The sequence below is a fragment of the uncultured Shewanella sp. genome (assembly GCF_947501665.1).
In the GTDB taxonomy this organism is placed as follows: domain Bacteria; phylum Pseudomonadota; class Gammaproteobacteria; order Enterobacterales; family Shewanellaceae; genus Shewanella.
Genome location: NZ_CANMWS010000010.1, coordinates 1 through 16670 on the forward strand (window position 1 = coordinate 1; position 16670 = coordinate 16670).

Sequence of the window (16670 nt, forward strand, 5' to 3'; positions counted from 1 at the left end):
TTTTTAGGTTATCCATAACAAACCATAAAGCGAATGTAATAAATACAATTAGATCATATTTTTACTTAGATTGGTATGACCACTCGAACATGGGAAAATAGAGAGCTCGAACGTAGTGATACCAATCTGCATTAGAACTTGTCACTTTTGCCCAGTTTCTTGAGAATATGCTTTTAACCCTATAAGTACATTCAATAAATGTGTTCCATGCACGACAAACATTATACCAATCTGCACTCAAATATGATCTAATGTAGTACGATTTCATTTCGCTTTTCATTATGCAAAATTATTCTTCTGAACAACTTGTTGTCTTATCTAATACCAATTTGCATTAGAACTTGTTCACTTTTGCCCAGCTCTTTGAGCATATGCTTTTACATTCAATAAATGTGTTTCATGCACTGCAGCATGGTTCAACGATATCGTCATAATTTCTGAAGCATCGATTAGCTAAACAGTGTTGCCTTAACCATTGCCATACTTGCTCAATGGGGTTTAGTTTTTGTAAATAGAGAATGGGGAATAGGACGGGAGCTTTAATATTGATAAGTTATCGAATGATTCTGTTGTTTCATTCGTATGCCAAGCGGGCCATTAGTGATAACAATATTCAATAGATATCACACCAAAGTATATGAATTAAAATGATAATTTTTAATTTTTTTAGAATATTAAAAATAACCTGTCAGTTATCATAATGGTATAAACTTCATGCTTAATGGGATTCTTTTTCGAGTAATTTAGATGAAGAGTCGCTTTAAAAAACAAAGTATTTAACGTCAACTTTATGAAAAAATTAATTATTACTGCAATTTTACTATTACCATTAACTGTATTATCGGCAGCGCAAAATGAATGGTCTGCTGCTGATCAAGCATGTTCAGAGTTGGCAAGGTTTTATGATTACAATGGCTATTATAGTGATATAAAAGTGCAGGTTGCTAAGAAATACAAAAAAGACATTTATATGTGCAAATTCAGCGTGCACGATTTAGATGAAGAAAGAGTAGGACATTTATATCAAGATAAAAGCTCTTTTTATGCGATTTATGATATGGCGACAGGTACCCAAACTAAATTGGATTAAGGTAAAGACCAGTTGATTGAGGCGAGATCAACTGGATTGAAAATAAGATCCTTTAAACTGATATAGAAGAGTCTTCGAGGATCTTTTCGATAATAGGCTTGTTTGCGGCTGGAAAATTGTAGTTTAGCAGCTCATTTTTGTCTATCCAGATGATTTCTTGTGCTTCTAACCCCGTGGCAATACCTTCAAAGTCTTTTACCCAATGAATATCAAGTTGAACTTGTTTGTCTGGGTAATTATGATTAATCTCCATCAAGGGTTGTGTTTCGTTAATATCAATGCCGATTTCTTCTTTTAATTCTCGACTCAAAGCTTGAGTCACAGTTTCACCTTGCTCGACTTTTCCTCCTGGAAATTCCCATTTTCCACCTTGATGTAAATGTGCATGGCGTTTAGCGATTAAGATCTGTTGTGCTTCATTCACAATGACACCAACAGCAACATGTATTCTGTTATTCATATAATTTCGTTTTAGTCCTGTTTAAAAAAATCTGCTTCATCATACCCAAGATCGTCTAATGTCTCAGGATCAAACTCGGGCTTAACAGGGATAGCATGTTTTTCTGAAGCCCAATCACCTAAATCAATGAGTTTGCAACGTTCACTGCAAAATGGCTTGAAGGGAGAAGAGTCATTCCAATTGACAGTATCTTGGCAAGTTGGACAAGTAACGGTAAGTGGCATATTTGGTTAAACTCGATAATCGCAAAAGGACTTTATAAAGGTATTATACCTCAAAATGAGTGAATAGATGAAAAGTGTTGTCAGCTGTTCATCTCACTTTATTATGTTCTGTTAACGATTATCAAATTTTATTTTTTATCAGCAAGTCGCTAACTGAAAAGGTATATTTTCACTAGCATGCTTTTGATTATCAAATTGCATGAAATGAATGGCATAGCGATTTTTATGTCCACTGATTGTTGGATAACACTGATCGTTAGGATCCAGCTTAATGCGAACCAAAGAGAGTGGATGTTCACTGTGTGCTTGAAAAAAGCCATCGTGAGCAGAACACTCTTTATAATGACTAGCATGTCTCGTTAAAGTTAACAGCAATTTGATTGGCGTTAATAAATCAGAAAATTGCTCTTTCCAACCACGGTATTCCATTTGCCTTTGCTCCCAAGGTTTTTCAAGCCAAAAATGTAATTGTGGAAGATCGAAATTACAGCAAGCACCAGGCATATTGTATCGTTGTCGTAGCGTGCTTAAAAAACGATCATTTTTAATTTGTATTCCCGGACGTGGTGCAAGTTTAAGCTTGTTGCGGCTTTCTTTTAGTGAGGTAACGGGATCGGGGATAGAGTCAAGTGTTGGAGCATTGTTCATCGACCACTGGGCTAATTGCCTATCGAGATCTTTTAAGACTTCGCCTCTATAGTCACAACGCTCTGTTAGTTCACATAAAGAAAATAATGGATCAAAACAGCGAGCTTGATGATCTTCTGCTAAATTTTGCTCTAATTGTTGATCTAGGTATTCTAACCGTAAATAGCCACGGATCTTTTCATTTAATGGATGTTCAAAAATTAGTGTATTCATGATGTATGTTCTGCACTGTTTGCTAGCTTCAAATATGTTGCATGTAATTGTGCAACTTGCTCATTGAGTGCAGACTCAGTTCCTTGGTTGTTGATAACATCATGCGCTTTTGACAGCTTTTCAGTTCGACTCATTTGACTTGCGATGATATTGTCTATTTGTGTTTCACTTACATTATCTCGTAATTGGGTACGTTTTTTTTGTAACTCAGGGGGAAGATCGATAACTAAAGTACGATCTACTTTTTTATCTAGATCATTTTCAAATAGTAATGGTGCAACCATAATGACATAAGCTGAATTAGCGTGTTTTATTTGATGTTCCATTTCGCTGCGGATCATTGGATGCAACAAAGTATTCAACCACTGACGTTCAGGTGGATTATTGAAGATAGCGTCTCTTAATTTTCCTCGATTGAGATAGCCTGTCTCTAATAAAATATCATTACCAAAATGTGCACAGATCTCTGCCAATCCTATTGAACCTTTATCGACAACCTGCCTTGCAATAACATCAGCATCAATCAGGCAAATCCCTAAACGGGCAAACAGATTTGCTACAGTTGTTTTTCCACTTCCAATTCCACCAGTTAAACCTACTATAAATTTGGACATAATGAATATTCTTATTTTTATGTATTATGGGTATAAATAGGACAAGTATCTATTCAGTATTGGTGTGCCCCAGATCATGGTTATCCAGCCAGCAATTGCAAGGTAGGGGCCAAAAGGAATCGCTTGGCTATATTGTTTTTGCTTTGTTAGTACCATCATTATGCCCACGATAGCGCCCACAACAGATGATAAAATGAGGATAATGGGGAGCATTTGCCAGCCAACCCAAGCTCCTAATACAGCTAAGAGTTTAAAGTCACCATAGCCCATACCTTCTTTGTTGGTGAGTAATTTAAACCCCCAAAAGACTAGCCATAAGCTGAGGTATCCCGCAATTGCACCAATAATAGAGCTTGATAAAGAAACAAACCCCATGTTTATATTAACAATAATACCTAACCAAAGGAGTGGCAAGGTAATTTGATCTGGTAGTAGCATTTCGTCCAGATCAATCGCAGTTAATACGATTAAACAAAGTGTTAGAATCGCTGAAAAAATAAAGAGGTGAGTTGGACCATAATGCCAAGCGAGAAAGCCAATTAATATTGTACTGGTTAACTCAATAAGAGGATATCGAACAGCTATTGCCTTTTGGCATTGGGCGCATTGACCTTTTAGTATCAGCCAACTGAGAATAGGTATATTATGGTAAGGTTTGATACTGTTATGGCAATGTGGACAGCTAGAAGCTGGTACAGCTAAATTATAGCGTGCAGGGTATGTATCGATTGAGTGGGCTAAATCTTTTGAGTGTTCTTTGACAATATGGGGGAAATATTGGCTCAGGTACTCGTTGCACTCTTGTTGCCATTGCCTTTTCATCATGACGGGCAAGCGATGGATCACGACATTTAAAAAACTCCCTAAAATAGCCGCAAATAAGCAACTAATAGTAATGAAAAGCCATGGATATAGAGTAAGTTGTGTAACCAGTTCAGTCATTATTTTCTTATTTCTAGTTATTAAATTGTTATCAACAGTTCCTAAGAAAGTCTATTCTTAGCTGACAATTTTTCCCATCTGAAAAATAGGTAAGTACATCGCAACAATCAAGCCACCGACTAAGGTTCCGATGACAACCATCATGACAGGCTCTATTAGACTCGCTAGCCCATCAACAGCATCGTCGACTTGCATCTCATAAATATTGGCGACTTTATTAAGCATGTTATCCAAAGAGCCTGATTCTTCACCAATCATGACCATTTGAACCAGCATATCAGGAAATAACCCTGTGGTATGCATTGCTGTATTCATTTGCATACCTGAAACGACTTGTTCTCGCATTTTTAATACTGCATTACGGTATACTGCATTGCCAGATGCGCCTGCAGCAGACTCCAATCCATCGATTAATGGCACTCCTGCACCAAAAGTCGTTGCAAGCGTTCTCGCAAAACGGGCCATGGCCGCTTTATGAAGGATCGGACCAATGACAGGGATTTTTAATACTAAGGCATCTACTTTATCTCTAAAAAATAATGAATGACGATGCATTCGTATAAAAACGATTATACCGATAATAAAACCGACTGCCATGAAATGCCAAGATGCCTGTAGTCCCTTTGATATTTGGATAACGATTTGTGTAAAGCTAGGTAATTCAGCACCAAAGCCGTTAAATATTTCCTCAAACTGGGGAACGACAAATAATAGCAGCATTGAAGTGACGGCAATTGCGACTATGACAACAGTAATGGGATAAAATAAGGCTTTTTTTATTTTAGATTTTAATTGCTCAGCTTTTTCTTTATACAGTGCGATGCGATCAAATACCGTTTCAAGTGCACCAGCATGCTCACCTGCAGCCACTAAGTCGACAAATAAATCATCAAAATAAAGTCGATGAGCACGAAGTGCTTCAGAAAGGGGGGTTCCTGATTGGATATCTTCAAGAATTTGTCCAAGTAATTCGCGCATCTTTATTTTTTCATGACCTCGTGCAATCAGTTCAATACTTGTGACTAATGGCACGCCAGCAGTTAGCATAGTGGCTATTTGGCGCGTCATCATGGCTATATCCATGGCTGAGACTTTAGGTGGAGGAAGTTTAAAAAGAGGTTTTGATTGCCGATGAACGCGTTTAGGCCTTATGCCTTGAGATTTTAGTTTACTGCGGATCTCCGCCATGCTGGTGCCGCGCAGCTCTCCAGAGACTTTCTCACCTTGCTTATTGAGTCCTTGCCATTGATAAATGGTGATTTTAGGAGCAGGCTTGGCTTGACGTTTTGCACTAATACTATTACTTGCACTCATATGTCGTTGTACTCATGTGGCTTTGCTAACATCATTCATCACAGATTACCCATTTAACATGGCAGTTCATTTTAAAAAACTTACCATTGTGTGACTCGATTAATTTCGGCAAGGCTAGTGACCCCTTCGATGACTTTCAGTAATCCCGATAAGCGTAAATCTTGCATGCCCTGTTTTTTGGCCTGATTGGCAATATCGAGTGAATTGCCTCCTTGCATAATGGTGTTGGCAATGGTTTCAGACATAGGAAGCATTTCATAGATCCCAACCCGTCCTTTATATCCTCCCGAACATTGGTCGCAGCCAATAGGGTGAAAGCACTTTATGCCTTGCTTAATTTGCAGTTTATTAAAACCTAAACTCAATAATTCATCTTCTGGAATGGTCTCTTGTTGTTTACAGTGAGGGCACAGTCGCCGTGTGAGTCTCTGGGCAATGATAAGGGTCACAGAACTGGCAATATTATACCCAGGCACGCCCATATTCAGTAGGCGAGTCAATGTTTCAGCAGCAGAATTAGTGTGAAGTGTCGATAAGACTAAATGACCAGTTTGCGCGGCTTTTATTGCAATTTCTGCGGTTTCAAGGTCGCGGATCTCCCCCACCATGATAACATCTGGATCTTGACGCAAAAATGACTTTAAAGAAGAAGCAAAGGTGAGCCCGGCCTTGAGGTTGATATGGACCTGATTGATCCCTTCAAGGTTTATTTCGACAGGATCTTCGGCGGTGGAGATATTGCGCTCCTCGGTATTGAGTCGATTAAGACCTGTATAAAGCGACACGGTTTTACCTGAACCTGTAGGGCCGGTGACTAAGATCATCCCTTGAGGTTTGGCTAGCATGTCTTGGTATAATTGCTTTTGCTTTTGATCAAATCCGAGTTTTTCAATACCTAACTGAGCCGATGAAGAGTCGAGAATACGCATAACGATTTTCTCGCCCCATAGAGTCGGCAAGGTACTGACTCGAAAATCAATAGATTTAGGTTTAGGTTTAGTCTGATTCTTTTTTTGATTTAATGGCAGTTTAATACGGCCATCTTGCGGCAGGCGGCGTTCTGCAATATCGAGTTTTGCCATTACTTTTAAACGGGCTGCAATACGAGAGGCTAAAGCGATTGGCGGCTCGGCAATGAGGTGCAAAATACCATCAATACGAAATCGTATACGGTAACTGTGTTCATAGGGTTCAAAATGAAGATCGGAGGCGCCTCTGTGTATGGCTTTAGCGAGTGTATTATTGAGATAAACCACAATAGGCGCATCATCTTTAGCTTCATCTTTGATGTGATCATTTTCTTCTTGTTCTTGGTGACTACTATGATCATCAAAGGCATCTAAACTGAGTAAGGCTTCTTCATCGACTTGACTTAAGTAGCTGGTATCGGTATCCAGATCTAATAGGCGGTGGATGGCCTGAGTAAGCTTATCCTCCTCCACCAATATCGCTTCTGTATGCATACTCGCACTAAATTGAAAATCCTCTAATGCAGCTATGTTGGTGGGATCGGAGGTGGCGACATAAAGACGATTATTTTGTTTGTACAAAGGTAAGCAATTATGTCTTTCAATGAGTTTTTTATTGAGAATATCCTCATCTAAGCTATCGAGTTCAAGTTCATTAAGATCGTATAAAGTGGTGCCATACTCCTTATGTAACACTTGGGCAATATCATAAGCGCTAATTAACTCATGGTGTACAAGATGACTAATAATAGCTTGCTGTTGTGACTTGGCTTGCTGTTGTGCTTGAATGAGTGTGGATTCATCGCTTAGCTTATGGCGAGCAAACAATCCTACAAGACCGGAAAGAGAAGAAGTTGTTTTGATATTATTTGATGCATCAATTTGAGGTGAAGTATTAGTGTTTGGCGTTGAATTGAATGCAGAAGTGGGCATTGAAGAATACCTGTTATTTGGCAATTCATTTTTAATACTGGCTTGAAGATTACTCAAGCCAGTACTGCTTTATAAAAGATAAGAATATGTTTACTTTTATGCTGGGGTTGGTGCATCAGCGCCAGAACCTTCTTGGCATTGACCATCATCTGCAGCGGCATCTTCACTACTAGCAGTCGCTGTATAAGTTAATGTCCCATCATCAGCGATAATAGCGTTGACGCTACAAGTTCCTTCATCAAAAGTAAGTGTTCCACCACTGCCTTCAGCAAGAGTCGAGGATACGCTCATGGCATCGTTGTCACCGATTTCAGTTGCTAGTGATGTACAAGAAATTCCTGATTGAACACAGGTTACCGCTTTTGTTGTGTAGGATGCGACGCCTTTCATGGCGGCGGCACCGTGTGCTGAAGCGGTGTAATCCCGATAAGCAGGCAGAGCCACTGCGGCGAGAATACCGATAATGGCTACGACTATCATGAGTTCAATAAGCGTAAAACCTTTCTGGTGATGTGGTGGTGGATTAGCGCACTCATGCTCAATATCAGTGGCTATATCAGATGTCTTGAACGGGCGATATGAATGATCAGGTGTGATTTTCCTGTCATCCGTGACGTGTGTACTCATAATCGTCTCTCCAGTTACATTAGCTTCACTGTGTCAGTGAGCGGGTTATTCTGAATCAAGGTTTGGCTCGATATTTATGCTTGTGCTCGATTAAGGTAGGCGACAAGCACTTGAGATAGTATAAAGGTAGTACAAAAAGAGAAATATTGAGCAATTTTATTTATCTAATGATGTATTCAAAGTCTATTCATTGGCTTTTAAAACCAGTTGATAGGGGGATTTTTCGCTATTAGATTGAATTTATAATGAATAGTGATTTTTATACTGGTTAGGGGGGATTTATTACATCTTATTACCGCTTTTTATACCTTATTTGAGATTACCAGCTATTCACTGACTCATTAAAGTCATGTCAACTTGAATGAGTGTTCATTTTATTCATTATAGTTAACCTGAGAATATTTATATTTGTTAATTGATTGTAGTATTTACAGTTTTTTCTATATAAGATCATTAAAAGTAATATATAAAGGTTATTAATTAAACGAAAAATAATGAAGTAAAACGATTCAGAAATAGGTTTGAGTAGGGGAGGAGACAAAAAGTCGTTAAATTAGACGGCCAATATTCAAGAAAGAGAAGAATGGTGTAATGAAATTCAAATTGCTTGTCATGTTACTGCTGATGTGTGTTTCCCTGCCCACTATGGCGAAACCTAGAGGAGATAGCGTTTTGCCACATGGCCCGCACTATGGTCGACAGGTTGCCAATAAGAATACGGGTTTTTATATTGGTACTGAACTGGGTTATTCTAAAAATAGTCAAACCAATGCTTCTTATCAGAGTATTGATAACGCAGATTTAAATTTATGGGGTTCTGATAACCTTGGTGGGCGTTTATTTGCGGGGTATCAATTTACTCAGCATTATGCTTTTGAAGTGGGTTATAACAATACTGTCGATATGGATGGTAGCGCTAGTGTGGGCAATAACAGTGCTAGTTGGCATTATCAGGTTCAAGGTATTGATGGGAGTTTTATTTATTCTTACCCTTTAGCGAATAATTTTAATGTTTTTGCAAAAGCAGGGTTAGGGCTTTATCAAGCCGATGTACATGATGAATATGTGTATTCCGATATGGTTATCGATAAAAATCAAACCCGTATAGTGGGTATTGCGGGGACGGGTGTGGAATATCACTTTAGAAACCATGTTGGGCTAGGTTTATCTGCGACTTATCAAACGGAAAATGATTATATTCCCGCTAATACGCTCATTGGCGTGAGAGCCTCATATCGATTCTAGTTTGGATTAGTTGCACACTTATCTAATCTGAACTCTGGTTATTGAGACATAAAGCGCATTAAGATTAGATTATTAACGAGCTAGTCTTTTTGCTGTTTTTATCTAAGTTAACCCGCCTATGTATCAATTTCACTCTATAGTTTATTCATATCATGCAATCTATAGTCGGTGAATGCGAAATGAAATTTATGTGCCCTGCTTTTTTATCGTTAAGCTTTGTATTTATTTCTATTAACCTCGGTGCAGTGACTCCTGAAAATAGTCATGATTCAATAGCGGCTTTGGTTGAGTATCATGACTCTGGTCAGTACTTGTATGAATTAACGATGGTGGTAGAAAAAGCTGAAAAAAATTTACGAGAACAAATTGAGCAAAAGTACAGTATTTCAAAAAAATTAGCTGTTGTGTTTGATGTCGATGAAACCATGGTTTCAAATTATGACAATATTTATCAGTATTTAAGTGACTTTTCGTTAAATATGGGACTATTACATGACGGTAAAACCATCACCATGTCCTATAACAATAAGATAGCACCTCGTGTTATTCCACCTATTTTAAGGCTTTATAACTCTGTTAAAAATCATGGTATAACAATATTTATTATTACTGGCGATCAAGATACTTATCGCAAATTTGCCACTGAAAAATTAATGCGTTTAGGCTATAGTGGTTGGAAAACGTTATATATGAAACCCAGCGATTATGATAAACCGTCAGTGATCCCTTACAAATCAAAAATTCGCCAGCAAATATTCGATAAAGGATACCGAATTCTTTTTTCTATTGGTGATCAGTACAGTGATTTGTTAGGAGGTTATGCAGATAAAATATATAAATTGCCAAATCCGTATTATTTTATTCCGTAAAAAACCACTTGAAGAACAAGTGGTTTTTTATGTTGATAATTACTCGCTTTGAAGTCTCAGCGATAAATCTAATGCACGAATGTGCTTTGTGAGCGCCCCAACAGAGATATAATCTACCCCTGTTTTGGCAAAATTAGCAATGGTTTCTAAAGTCACATCTCCTGATACTTCTAGCTTTGCTCCTCGATAACTCGATGAATCATCAGTTTTATACTGGCTATTAATTTCAACGGCCTCTAGCATCATACTAATATCAAAATTATCCAGCATAATAATGTCAGCTTGGGCTGCTAATGCCTGACTGAGCTCGGCCATATTTTCAACTTCAACCTCAACCACTTTATCTTGATGTAAATGGCGGGCCGTCGTAACGGCATTCATAATATTACCGCAGGCCATGATGTGATTTTCTTTGATTAAAAAAGCATCATACAAACCAATTCGGTGATTAACCCCTCCGCCACAGGTGACAGCATATTTTTGTGCTGTTCTTAATCCTGGAAGAGTTTTACGTGTATCGAGTAATTGTGCATGGGTGCCTGCTAATTTATCGACATAAGTTTTAGTGAGAGTCGCAACACCTGATAGCGTTTGAATGAAGTTCATTGCCGTACGCTCACCCGTTAAAATGGTTCTAGCAGATCCTGATAATTCACAAAGCACTTGATTAGGGACTAATAAATCACCGTCATCCACGTGCCAAAGTAAAGCTACTTCACCACCTAATTGATTAAAAACTTGTTCTGCCCAAGCCTTGCCACAAAAGACGCCTTCTTCACGAGTGATGAGTTTTGCTTGCGCGTGTTTATCACTTGGGATCAGTTGCGCAGTAATGTCGGCTTGGCTACGGTGATGAGATGATTGATTGTGATGAGCATCTTGATGACCTAAGTCTTCGTCAAGTGCGGCTTTGACTGAAAGTCGAATGTCATTTTCAAGCATGATGGAATGTCCTTGCTGTATTCAAGCATTTGAAGGCGAAATATTGGCTTTAGAGTAGCATAGAATTGATTTGAGTTCAGGGAGATTTATTGTCCTTTTTGTTTTGTTTTGTGTCAGTATTATTGGTAGAGTAATTCAAAATCATTATGGTTTTTTTATGCCTTATTTAACTAAAACCGCCTCTCAGATATCTATTGTGGGCAATTCGATTCATGATAACGTGAAGCATGGCTGGGTGAGCTCTGCTCGGCATATTCATTCCCCTCACTTTAATACAAGACCTTGTGGCGAGGTGAGCTTATTGGTGATACATAATATTAGTTTACCAGCAGGATGTTTTGGCTTGCCCTATATTGATCACTTATTTATGGGATGCCTTAATTGTGAGGACGACCCTAGCTTTGCGGACTTAGATGGACTGACAGTGTCTGCCCATTTTCTTATTCGTCGAGACGGGGAGTTGATTCAATATGTTTCTTGTGACGATAGAGCGTGGCATGCTGGGGTGTCAAAGTTTGAAGCACGCGAAAACTGTAATGATTTTGCAATAGGAATTGAGTTGGAAGGCACAGATGATATTGCTTATACGGAAAAACAATATGGTACTTTGACTCATCTGAGCAACACATTAATGGGAGTTTATCCTAAACTCAATAAAGAACGGATTGTTGGCCATTGTGATATTGCACCTAAGCGAAAAACGGATCCTGGTAACAGCTTTGACTGGAAACGTTATCTAGCTGGTTTAATTTAACAATGAAGTGAACAGTTTATTTGAATCAATTTGCTCTACGGGTTAAATGAGGAATTGTGGATTGTTTAGCAATGTAAATTCAATAGCTCTTTTGACCGTAGTTTTATGGGATAGGTAGCGTTATGACACTATTTGTTTTACTAGTGGCAATTTTGATTGAACGGTTTCAAATTTTGCCTCCTTTTTGGCAGTTTAATCCTTTGATGTCACGATATCATGGAATGCTATTTGGCGATGAACAATTAAAGTCAAAAGTTATGCTCGCACTGGCAGTGATATTTCCAGCATTGGTGGTTGCCTTGATTAGTTGGTTGATCAGTGACTTTTTATGGGGAAGTTTAAACTTACTCTTATGGTTAGTTGTTGCTGTTATTTGCTTTAGTCATCAAGATCAAAGAAAGGCATTCAAAGCTTATATGCAGTCTGCTTGTAGAGACGATGTGCAAGGGTGCTTTCATCATGCTGAGGAGTTAGAGCCGACTCAAAGCTTAGACGCGGTGACTGAATATGAGCTAGGCGCAAAAGTCGGGCAAAGTGTCGCTTGGATTAATTATCGTTATTTTGGTGCGATTGCACTTTACCTTATTGTCTGTGGGCCTATTGGAGCATTATTTTATGGAACCGCAAGGTTTTATAGTGATTTAAATAAGCGAAATGGGCTTAATTTGCCATGGGTAGACTGTTTGTTATTCGTGTTAGATTGGATCCCAAGCCGTGTCTTTGCTTTTGGTTATGTGCTTAGTGGAAAGTTTAGTCAAGGGTTTGCAATGTGGCTTTCCACCACAATGGATGTTAAATGTTCAGCAAGAGATATGGTCACAAAGGTCGCTATGGCGGCAGAAACTGTGGCGTTAGAATCAAAAGAGTCCGTATGTGTTCAATCAACACTTTCGCTTTTACAGCTCAGTAAACGTAATTTTATATTATTAATTATTGTCGTGGCTTTGTTGACTATTTTTGGGGTGATTAAATAGCGCTTAACAATATATCTTGTATTAATGGGTATAGCTCCTATACCCATTTTTATATTTACTTATTATTTTGCTGACTGTTTTAAGCTAATTAAAGTTAAATTTATTCATTTATAATCAACAAGATAGGTGTGTTTATCACTGGTTAGCATAATGGTCGGGCCCCTTTCTTTGCTATAGTCAGTTATTCTTCTGTAATTGAGTGTATTTTCATCAACTCTTCACTCGCTGGACATCACAACCTTGATTTGCTAAAGTTTGCTCAATTCAATTAAATTGGTAAGACCAATTTACAATAGGAGCTGAAAGGCCGATGGCTTATAGTAAAATAAACCAGCCAAAAATTTCAGATGTGATCATGAGCCAGTTGGAGCAAATGATCTTGGAAGGAAGCATTCAACCTGGGCAAAAATTACCTCCTGAGCGAGAATTAGCATTGCAATTTGAAGTGTCTCGTCCTTCATTGCGAGAGGCAATTCAAAAGCTTGAGGCCAAAGGCTTGTTATTACGTCGCCAAGGTGGCGGTACTTACGTGAAGCAACAATTGTGGCAAAGCTTAGCCGATCCAATTGTTGAGCTGATGCATAATGACTCTGAAAGTCAGTATGATCTGCTAGAATTTCGTCATGCAACAGAAGGTATGATGGCATATTTTGCTGCATTACGCGGTACGGATGCCGATATGCAAAGTATTAAGCGATCAATTTTAAAGGTCGAAGCGGCTCAAGAAATCAGTGAGCAAGCTCAGGCCATCGTGCAGTTTCATCGCGCCGTTGCTGAAGCATCGCATAATGTGGCGATGTTGCACCTTATTTTAAGTTTAACGCCTGTACTGCATAAAAATGTGGAACAGAATTTGGCGTTGCTTCGTCGTAGAGAGGAAGCCTCGACGATGGCAAATGAACATAGGCGAGCCTTATTGGCTGCTATTGTTCGTCGCGATCCTGATGCAGCAAGAGCCGCTTCTAATGAGCATTTAAGCTACATTGAAGAAGTGATGCTCTCTGTGCGGGAAGAAGATAGTCGGTTGCAACGTAGTCTGCGCCGTTTAAAGAGCGAAAATTAGTTAATACTTAAGTTATTTGGAAATGTGGCTTCTGATTGAATGAAGTATTTCCAAAGGGTTTGGGTAAACCAAATTTAACTTATTTTCCAATGATAACTCTGTATATAGGAAAGGACAGTGTCATGTCTGAACATATGCTACAAGATTTAGATCCATCTGAGACCCAAGAATGGCTAGCGGCTTTAGAGTCAGTTGTTCGTGAAGAGGGTGTTGAACGTGCACAATATTTACTTGAGCAAGTACTTGATAAAGCACGCTTAGATGGTGTGGATATGCCTACAGGCATCACTACCAATTACATTAATACTATTCCAGCATCCCAAGAACCTGCTTACCCAGGGGATACTACATTAGAGCACAGCATTCGCTCTATTATTCGCTGGAATGCGATTATGATAGTATTACGCGCCTCAAAGAAAGATCTTGAACTGGGCGGGCATATGGCATCGTTTCAGTCATCGGCTGCGTTTTATGAGGTGTGTTTTAACCACTTTTTCCGTGCGCCAAATGAGGTTGATGGTGGAGATTTGGTCTATTATCAAGGTCATATCTCTCCTGGTATATATTCTCGGGCCTTTGTGGAAGGACGTTTAACTGAAGAACAGTTAGATAACTTCCGCCAAGAAGTAGACGGTAAAGGTATTCCATCTTACCCGCATCCTAAATTAATGCCTGAATTTTGGCAGTTCCCAACTGTTTCGATGGGATTAGGTCCTATTTCTGCTATTTATCAAGCGCGCTTCCTTAAGTACCTTGATGGGCGCGGTATGAAAGATACTAGTGCTCAACGTGTGTATGCCTTCTTAGGTGACGGTGAAATGGATGAGCCCGAATCACGTGGTGCGATTTCTTTTGCTGCACGTGAAAAGTTAGATAACCTATGTTTCCTTGTTAACTGTAACTTACAGCGTCTTGATGGCCCTGTTATGGGTAACGGTAAAATCATTCAAGAGCTTGAAGGCCTATTTAAAGGGGCTGGCTGGAATGTCGTTAAAGTTATCTGGGGTAACAACTGGGATTCATTGTTAGCTAAAGATAATTCAGGCAAGTTACTACAACTGATGAACGAAACCCTTGATGGTGATTATCAAACCTTCAAGTCAAAAGATGGCGCTTATGTGCGAGAGCATTTCTTTGGTAAATACCCTGAAACTGCAGCATTAGTGGCCGATATGACCGATGCCCAAATTTTTGCCCTTAAACGGGGTGGTCATCAGTCTTCTAAATTGTATTCTGCATTTAAAAATGCTCAAGATACCAAAGGTAAGCCAACGGTTATTCTTGCTAAAACCGTTAAAGGTTACGGTATGGGGGATGCGGCAGAAGGGAAAAATATTGCCCATCAAGTGAAAAAGATGGACATGACCCATGTGCGCCAATTGCGCTCTCGCCTTGGTTTAGCGCATTTAATCTCAGATGAAGATGTGGATAATTTGTCTTATGTGAAGCTTGAAGAAGGTTCAAAAGAGTACGAATATTTACATGCTCGTCGTCAAGCTTTGCATGGTTATACGCCGCAACGTTTGCCTAATTTCACTCAAGAACTGATTGTGCCTGAAGTGGAAGAGTTTAAGCCGTTATTAGACGCGCAAAAACGTGATATCTCCACGACGATGGCGTTTGTGAGAACGCTCAATATTTTGTTGAAGAACAAAAATATTGGTAAGAACGTGGTGCCTATTATTGCTGATGAGGCGCGTACTTTTGGTATGGAAGGCTTATTCCGTCAAATCGGTATTTATAATCCTCATGGCCAAGAATATACCCCTGAAGACAGAGGTGTAGTGTCCTATTATAAAGAGGCGACATCAGGTCAAGTGCTACAAGAAGGGATTAACGAATTAGGGGCAATGTCATCTTGGGTGGCTGCGGCAACGTCCTATAGTACTAACGATCTACCGATGATCCCATTCTATATTTATTACTCTATGTTTGGCTTCCAACGTGTGGGTGATATGGCATGGATGGCGGGCGATCAACAAGCACGCGGTTTCTTACTGGGGGCAACGGCTGGTCGTACAACCTTAAATGGTGAAGGTCTGCAACATGAAGACGGTCACAGTCATATTCTAGCCAATACTGTTCCTAATTGTATCTCTTATGATCCGACATTTGCTTATGAGGTGGCTGTCATTATGCAAGACGGTATTCGTCGTATGTATGGCGAACAAGAGAATGTCTTTTATTACTTAACCGTAATGAATGAAAACTACGCGATGCCTGCGATGCCAGAAGGCGCCGAAGAAGGGATCCGTAAAGGGATCTATAAACTTGAAACCTATGCAGGTGACAAACAAGTGCAGCTAATGAGCTCGGGTACTATCATGAATGAAGTACGTAAAGCTGCGCAAATTCTTAGCGAAGACTATGGTGTGGGTTCAGATCTTTATTCTGTCACTTCCTTTAACGAAATTACTCGTGAAGGGCAGGATGTTGAGCGTTATAACATGTTACACCCAACTGAGACGCCTAAAGTGTCATATCTTGCACAAGTCATGAATTCAGCGCCTGCGATTGCGGCGACCGACTACATGAAAAACTATGCTGAACAAGTTCGTGCTTTCGTGCCTGCGCAATCATTTAAAGTATTAGGTACCGATGGATTTGGCCGCTCAGATAGCCGCGAAAACCTGCGTCGCCACTTTGAAGTGAATGCGGGTTATGTTGTTGTTGCTGCATTATCTGAATTAGCGAAAACCGGTGAGATAGAAGCCAGTGTCGTTAGCGATGCTATCGCTAAATTTGATATTGATGCAGATAAGCGCAATCCCCTTTACGCATAAGAGGCAA

At 39.4% G+C, this 16670-nt stretch carries 16 protein-coding genes and 1 pseudogene; 7 read left to right on the forward strand and 10 right to left on the reverse strand.

The annotated features are described in order from the left end of the window. Positions 1–400 precede the first annotated feature (400 nt). Positions 401–567 (reverse strand): annotated as a pseudogene (locus Q0976_RS09005) (transposase); the annotation flags it as partial. Positions 568–790: 223 nt separating this feature from the next. On the opposite strand from Q0976_RS09005, the gene Q0976_RS09010 reads away from it, so the two are divergent. Beyond that, positions 791–1090, forward strand: a complete 300-nt coding sequence (locus Q0976_RS09010; RefSeq protein WP_299493168.1) for a hypothetical protein — start codon at positions 791–793, stop codon at positions 1088–1090. A 52-nt stretch (positions 1091–1142) separates the two neighbouring features. Here Q0976_RS09010 and mutT read toward each other — a convergent pair whose 3' ends face one another. From mutT to Q0976_RS09050, 8 genes are all read right to left on the reverse strand, one after another. Further along, positions 1143–1550 carry an 8-oxo-dGTP diphosphatase MutT gene (gene mutT / locus Q0976_RS09015; protein ID WP_299493170.1) on the reverse strand — a complete coding sequence of 136 codons (408 nt, stop codon included), beginning with the start codon at positions 1548–1550 and terminating at the stop codon, positions 1143–1145. Between the two features lie 11 nt (positions 1551–1561). Next, positions 1562–1774 (reverse strand): DNA gyrase inhibitor YacG, encoded by a 213-nt coding sequence (yacG, locus tag Q0976_RS09020; RefSeq protein ID WP_299493172.1) that lies wholly within the window; start codon positions 1772–1774, stop codon positions 1562–1564. A gap of 138 nt (positions 1775–1912) precedes the next feature. Next, complete coding sequence (zapD, locus tag Q0976_RS09025) at positions 1913–2635, reverse strand: cell division protein ZapD (protein WP_299493173.1); 723 nt, start codon at positions 2633–2635, stop codon at positions 1913–1915. Beyond that, positions 2632–3249 carry a dephospho-CoA kinase gene (coaE, locus tag Q0976_RS09030; protein WP_299493175.1) on the reverse strand — a complete coding sequence of 206 codons (618 nt, stop codon included), beginning with the start codon at positions 3247–3249 and terminating at the stop codon, positions 2632–2634. The genes zapD and coaE overlap by 4 nt, the downstream gene beginning before the upstream one ends. A gap of 24 nt (positions 3250–3273) precedes the next feature. Beyond that, positions 3274–4191: an A24 family peptidase gene (locus tag Q0976_RS09035; RefSeq protein ID WP_299493177.1), complete on the reverse strand. Its 918-nt coding sequence runs from the start codon at positions 4189–4191 to the stop codon at positions 3274–3276. A gap of 57 nt (positions 4192–4248) precedes the next feature. Further along, positions 4249–5505 (reverse strand): type II secretion system F family protein, encoded by a 1257-nt coding sequence (locus Q0976_RS09040; RefSeq protein ID WP_299493179.1) that lies wholly within the window; start codon positions 5503–5505, stop codon positions 4249–4251. An 80-nt stretch (positions 5506–5585) separates the two neighbouring features. Beyond that, positions 5586–7463 carry a type IV-A pilus assembly ATPase PilB gene (gene pilB, locus Q0976_RS09045; protein ID WP_299493181.1) on the reverse strand — a complete coding sequence of 626 codons (1878 nt, stop codon included), beginning with the start codon at positions 7461–7463 and terminating at the stop codon, positions 5586–5588. A 39-nt stretch (positions 7464–7502) separates the two neighbouring features. After that, positions 7503–8033, reverse strand: a complete 531-nt coding sequence (locus Q0976_RS09050; protein WP_299493183.1) for a prepilin-type N-terminal cleavage/methylation domain-containing protein — start codon at positions 8031–8033, stop codon at positions 7503–7505. A 591-nt stretch (positions 8034–8624) separates the two neighbouring features. Here Q0976_RS09050 and Q0976_RS09055 point away from each other — a divergent pair. Further along, positions 8625–9278 carry an outer membrane beta-barrel protein gene (locus Q0976_RS09055; protein WP_299493185.1) on the forward strand — a complete coding sequence of 218 codons (654 nt, stop codon included), beginning with the start codon at positions 8625–8627 and terminating at the stop codon, positions 9276–9278. A 179-nt stretch (positions 9279–9457) separates the two neighbouring features. Beyond that, on the forward strand, positions 9458–10147 hold the full coding sequence (locus Q0976_RS09060) for an HAD family acid phosphatase (protein ID WP_299493187.1): 690 nt from the start codon (positions 9458–9460) through the stop codon (positions 10145–10147). 39 nt (positions 10148–10186) lie between these two features. Here the strand turns inward: Q0976_RS09060 and nadC are convergent, their stop codons facing one another. Further along, positions 10187–11089: a carboxylating nicotinate-nucleotide diphosphorylase gene (gene nadC / locus Q0976_RS09065; RefSeq protein ID WP_299493189.1), complete on the reverse strand. Its 903-nt coding sequence runs from the start codon at positions 11087–11089 to the stop codon at positions 10187–10189. 157 nt (positions 11090–11246) lie between these two features. On the opposite strand from nadC, the gene ampD reads away from it, so the two are divergent. The 4 genes from ampD to aceE all read left to right on the forward strand — a co-directional run bounded on the left by ampD (position 11247) and on the right by aceE (position 16663). After that, positions 11247–11843: a 1,6-anhydro-N-acetylmuramyl-L-alanine amidase AmpD gene (ampD, locus tag Q0976_RS09070; protein WP_299493191.1), complete on the forward strand. Its 597-nt coding sequence runs from the start codon at positions 11247–11249 to the stop codon at positions 11841–11843. Positions 11844–11965: 122 nt separating this feature from the next. After that, positions 11966–12817, forward strand: a complete 852-nt coding sequence (gene ampE / locus Q0976_RS09075; protein ID WP_299493193.1) for a beta-lactamase regulator AmpE — start codon at positions 11966–11968, stop codon at positions 12815–12817. A gap of 310 nt (positions 12818–13127) precedes the next feature. Next, on the forward strand, positions 13128–13880 hold the full coding sequence (gene pdhR, locus Q0976_RS09080; protein ID WP_299493195.1) for a pyruvate dehydrogenase complex transcriptional repressor PdhR: 753 nt from the start codon (positions 13128–13130) through the stop codon (positions 13878–13880). 122 nt (positions 13881–14002) lie between these two features. After that, positions 14003–16663, forward strand: coding sequence for a pyruvate dehydrogenase (acetyl-transferring), homodimeric type (gene aceE, locus Q0976_RS09085; protein ID WP_299493197.1), 2661 nt, complete (start codon positions 14003–14005; stop codon positions 16661–16663). Positions 16664–16670: the final 7 nt, after the last annotated feature.

Excerpts from the sequence above, each read along its gene's own strand:
- Q0976_RS09010 (WP_299493168.1), top strand. The coding sequence starts at position 791 with ATGAAAAAATTAATTATTACTGCAATTTTACTATTACCATTAACTGTA.
- ampE (WP_299493193.1), top strand. The coding sequence starts at position 11,966 with ATGACACTATTTGTTTTACTAGTGGCAATTTTGATTGAACGGTTTCAA.
- Q0976_RS09035 (WP_299493177.1), bottom strand. The coding sequence starts at position 4,191 with ATGACTGAACTGGTTACACAACTTACTCTATATCCATGGCTTTTCATT.
- Q0976_RS09060 (WP_299493187.1), top strand. The coding sequence starts at position 9,458 with ATGAAATTTATGTGCCCTGCTTTTTTATCGTTAAGCTTTGTATTTATT.
- Q0976_RS09050 (WP_299493183.1), bottom strand. The coding sequence starts at position 8,033 with ATGAGTACACACGTCACGGATGACAGGAAAATCACACCTGATCATTCA.
- aceE (WP_299493197.1), top strand. The coding sequence starts at position 14,003 with ATGTCTGAACATATGCTACAAGATTTAGATCCATCTGAGACCCAAGAA.
- coaE (WP_299493175.1), bottom strand. The coding sequence starts at position 3,249 with ATGTCCAAATTTATAGTAGGTTTAACTGGTGGAATTGGAAGTGGAAAA.
- mutT (WP_299493170.1), bottom strand. The coding sequence starts at position 1,550 with ATGAATAACAGAATACATGTTGCTGTTGGTGTCATTGTGAATGAAGCA.
- yacG (WP_299493172.1), bottom strand. The coding sequence starts at position 1,774 with ATGCCACTTACCGTTACTTGTCCAACTTGCCAAGATACTGTCAATTGG.
- nadC (WP_299493189.1), bottom strand. The coding sequence starts at position 11,089 with ATGCTTGAAAATGACATTCGACTTTCAGTCAAAGCCGCACTTGACGAA.
- Q0976_RS09040 (WP_299493179.1), bottom strand. The coding sequence starts at position 5,505 with ATGAGTGCAAGTAATAGTATTAGTGCAAAACGTCAAGCCAAGCCTGCT.
- ampD (WP_299493191.1), top strand. The coding sequence starts at position 11,247 with ATGCCTTATTTAACTAAAACCGCCTCTCAGATATCTATTGTGGGCAAT.
- zapD (WP_299493173.1), bottom strand. The coding sequence starts at position 2,635 with ATGAATACACTAATTTTTGAACATCCATTAAATGAAAAGATCCGTGGC.
- Q0976_RS09055 (WP_299493185.1), top strand. The coding sequence starts at position 8,625 with ATGAAATTCAAATTGCTTGTCATGTTACTGCTGATGTGTGTTTCCCTG.
- pdhR (WP_299493195.1), top strand. The coding sequence starts at position 13,128 with ATGGCTTATAGTAAAATAAACCAGCCAAAAATTTCAGATGTGATCATG.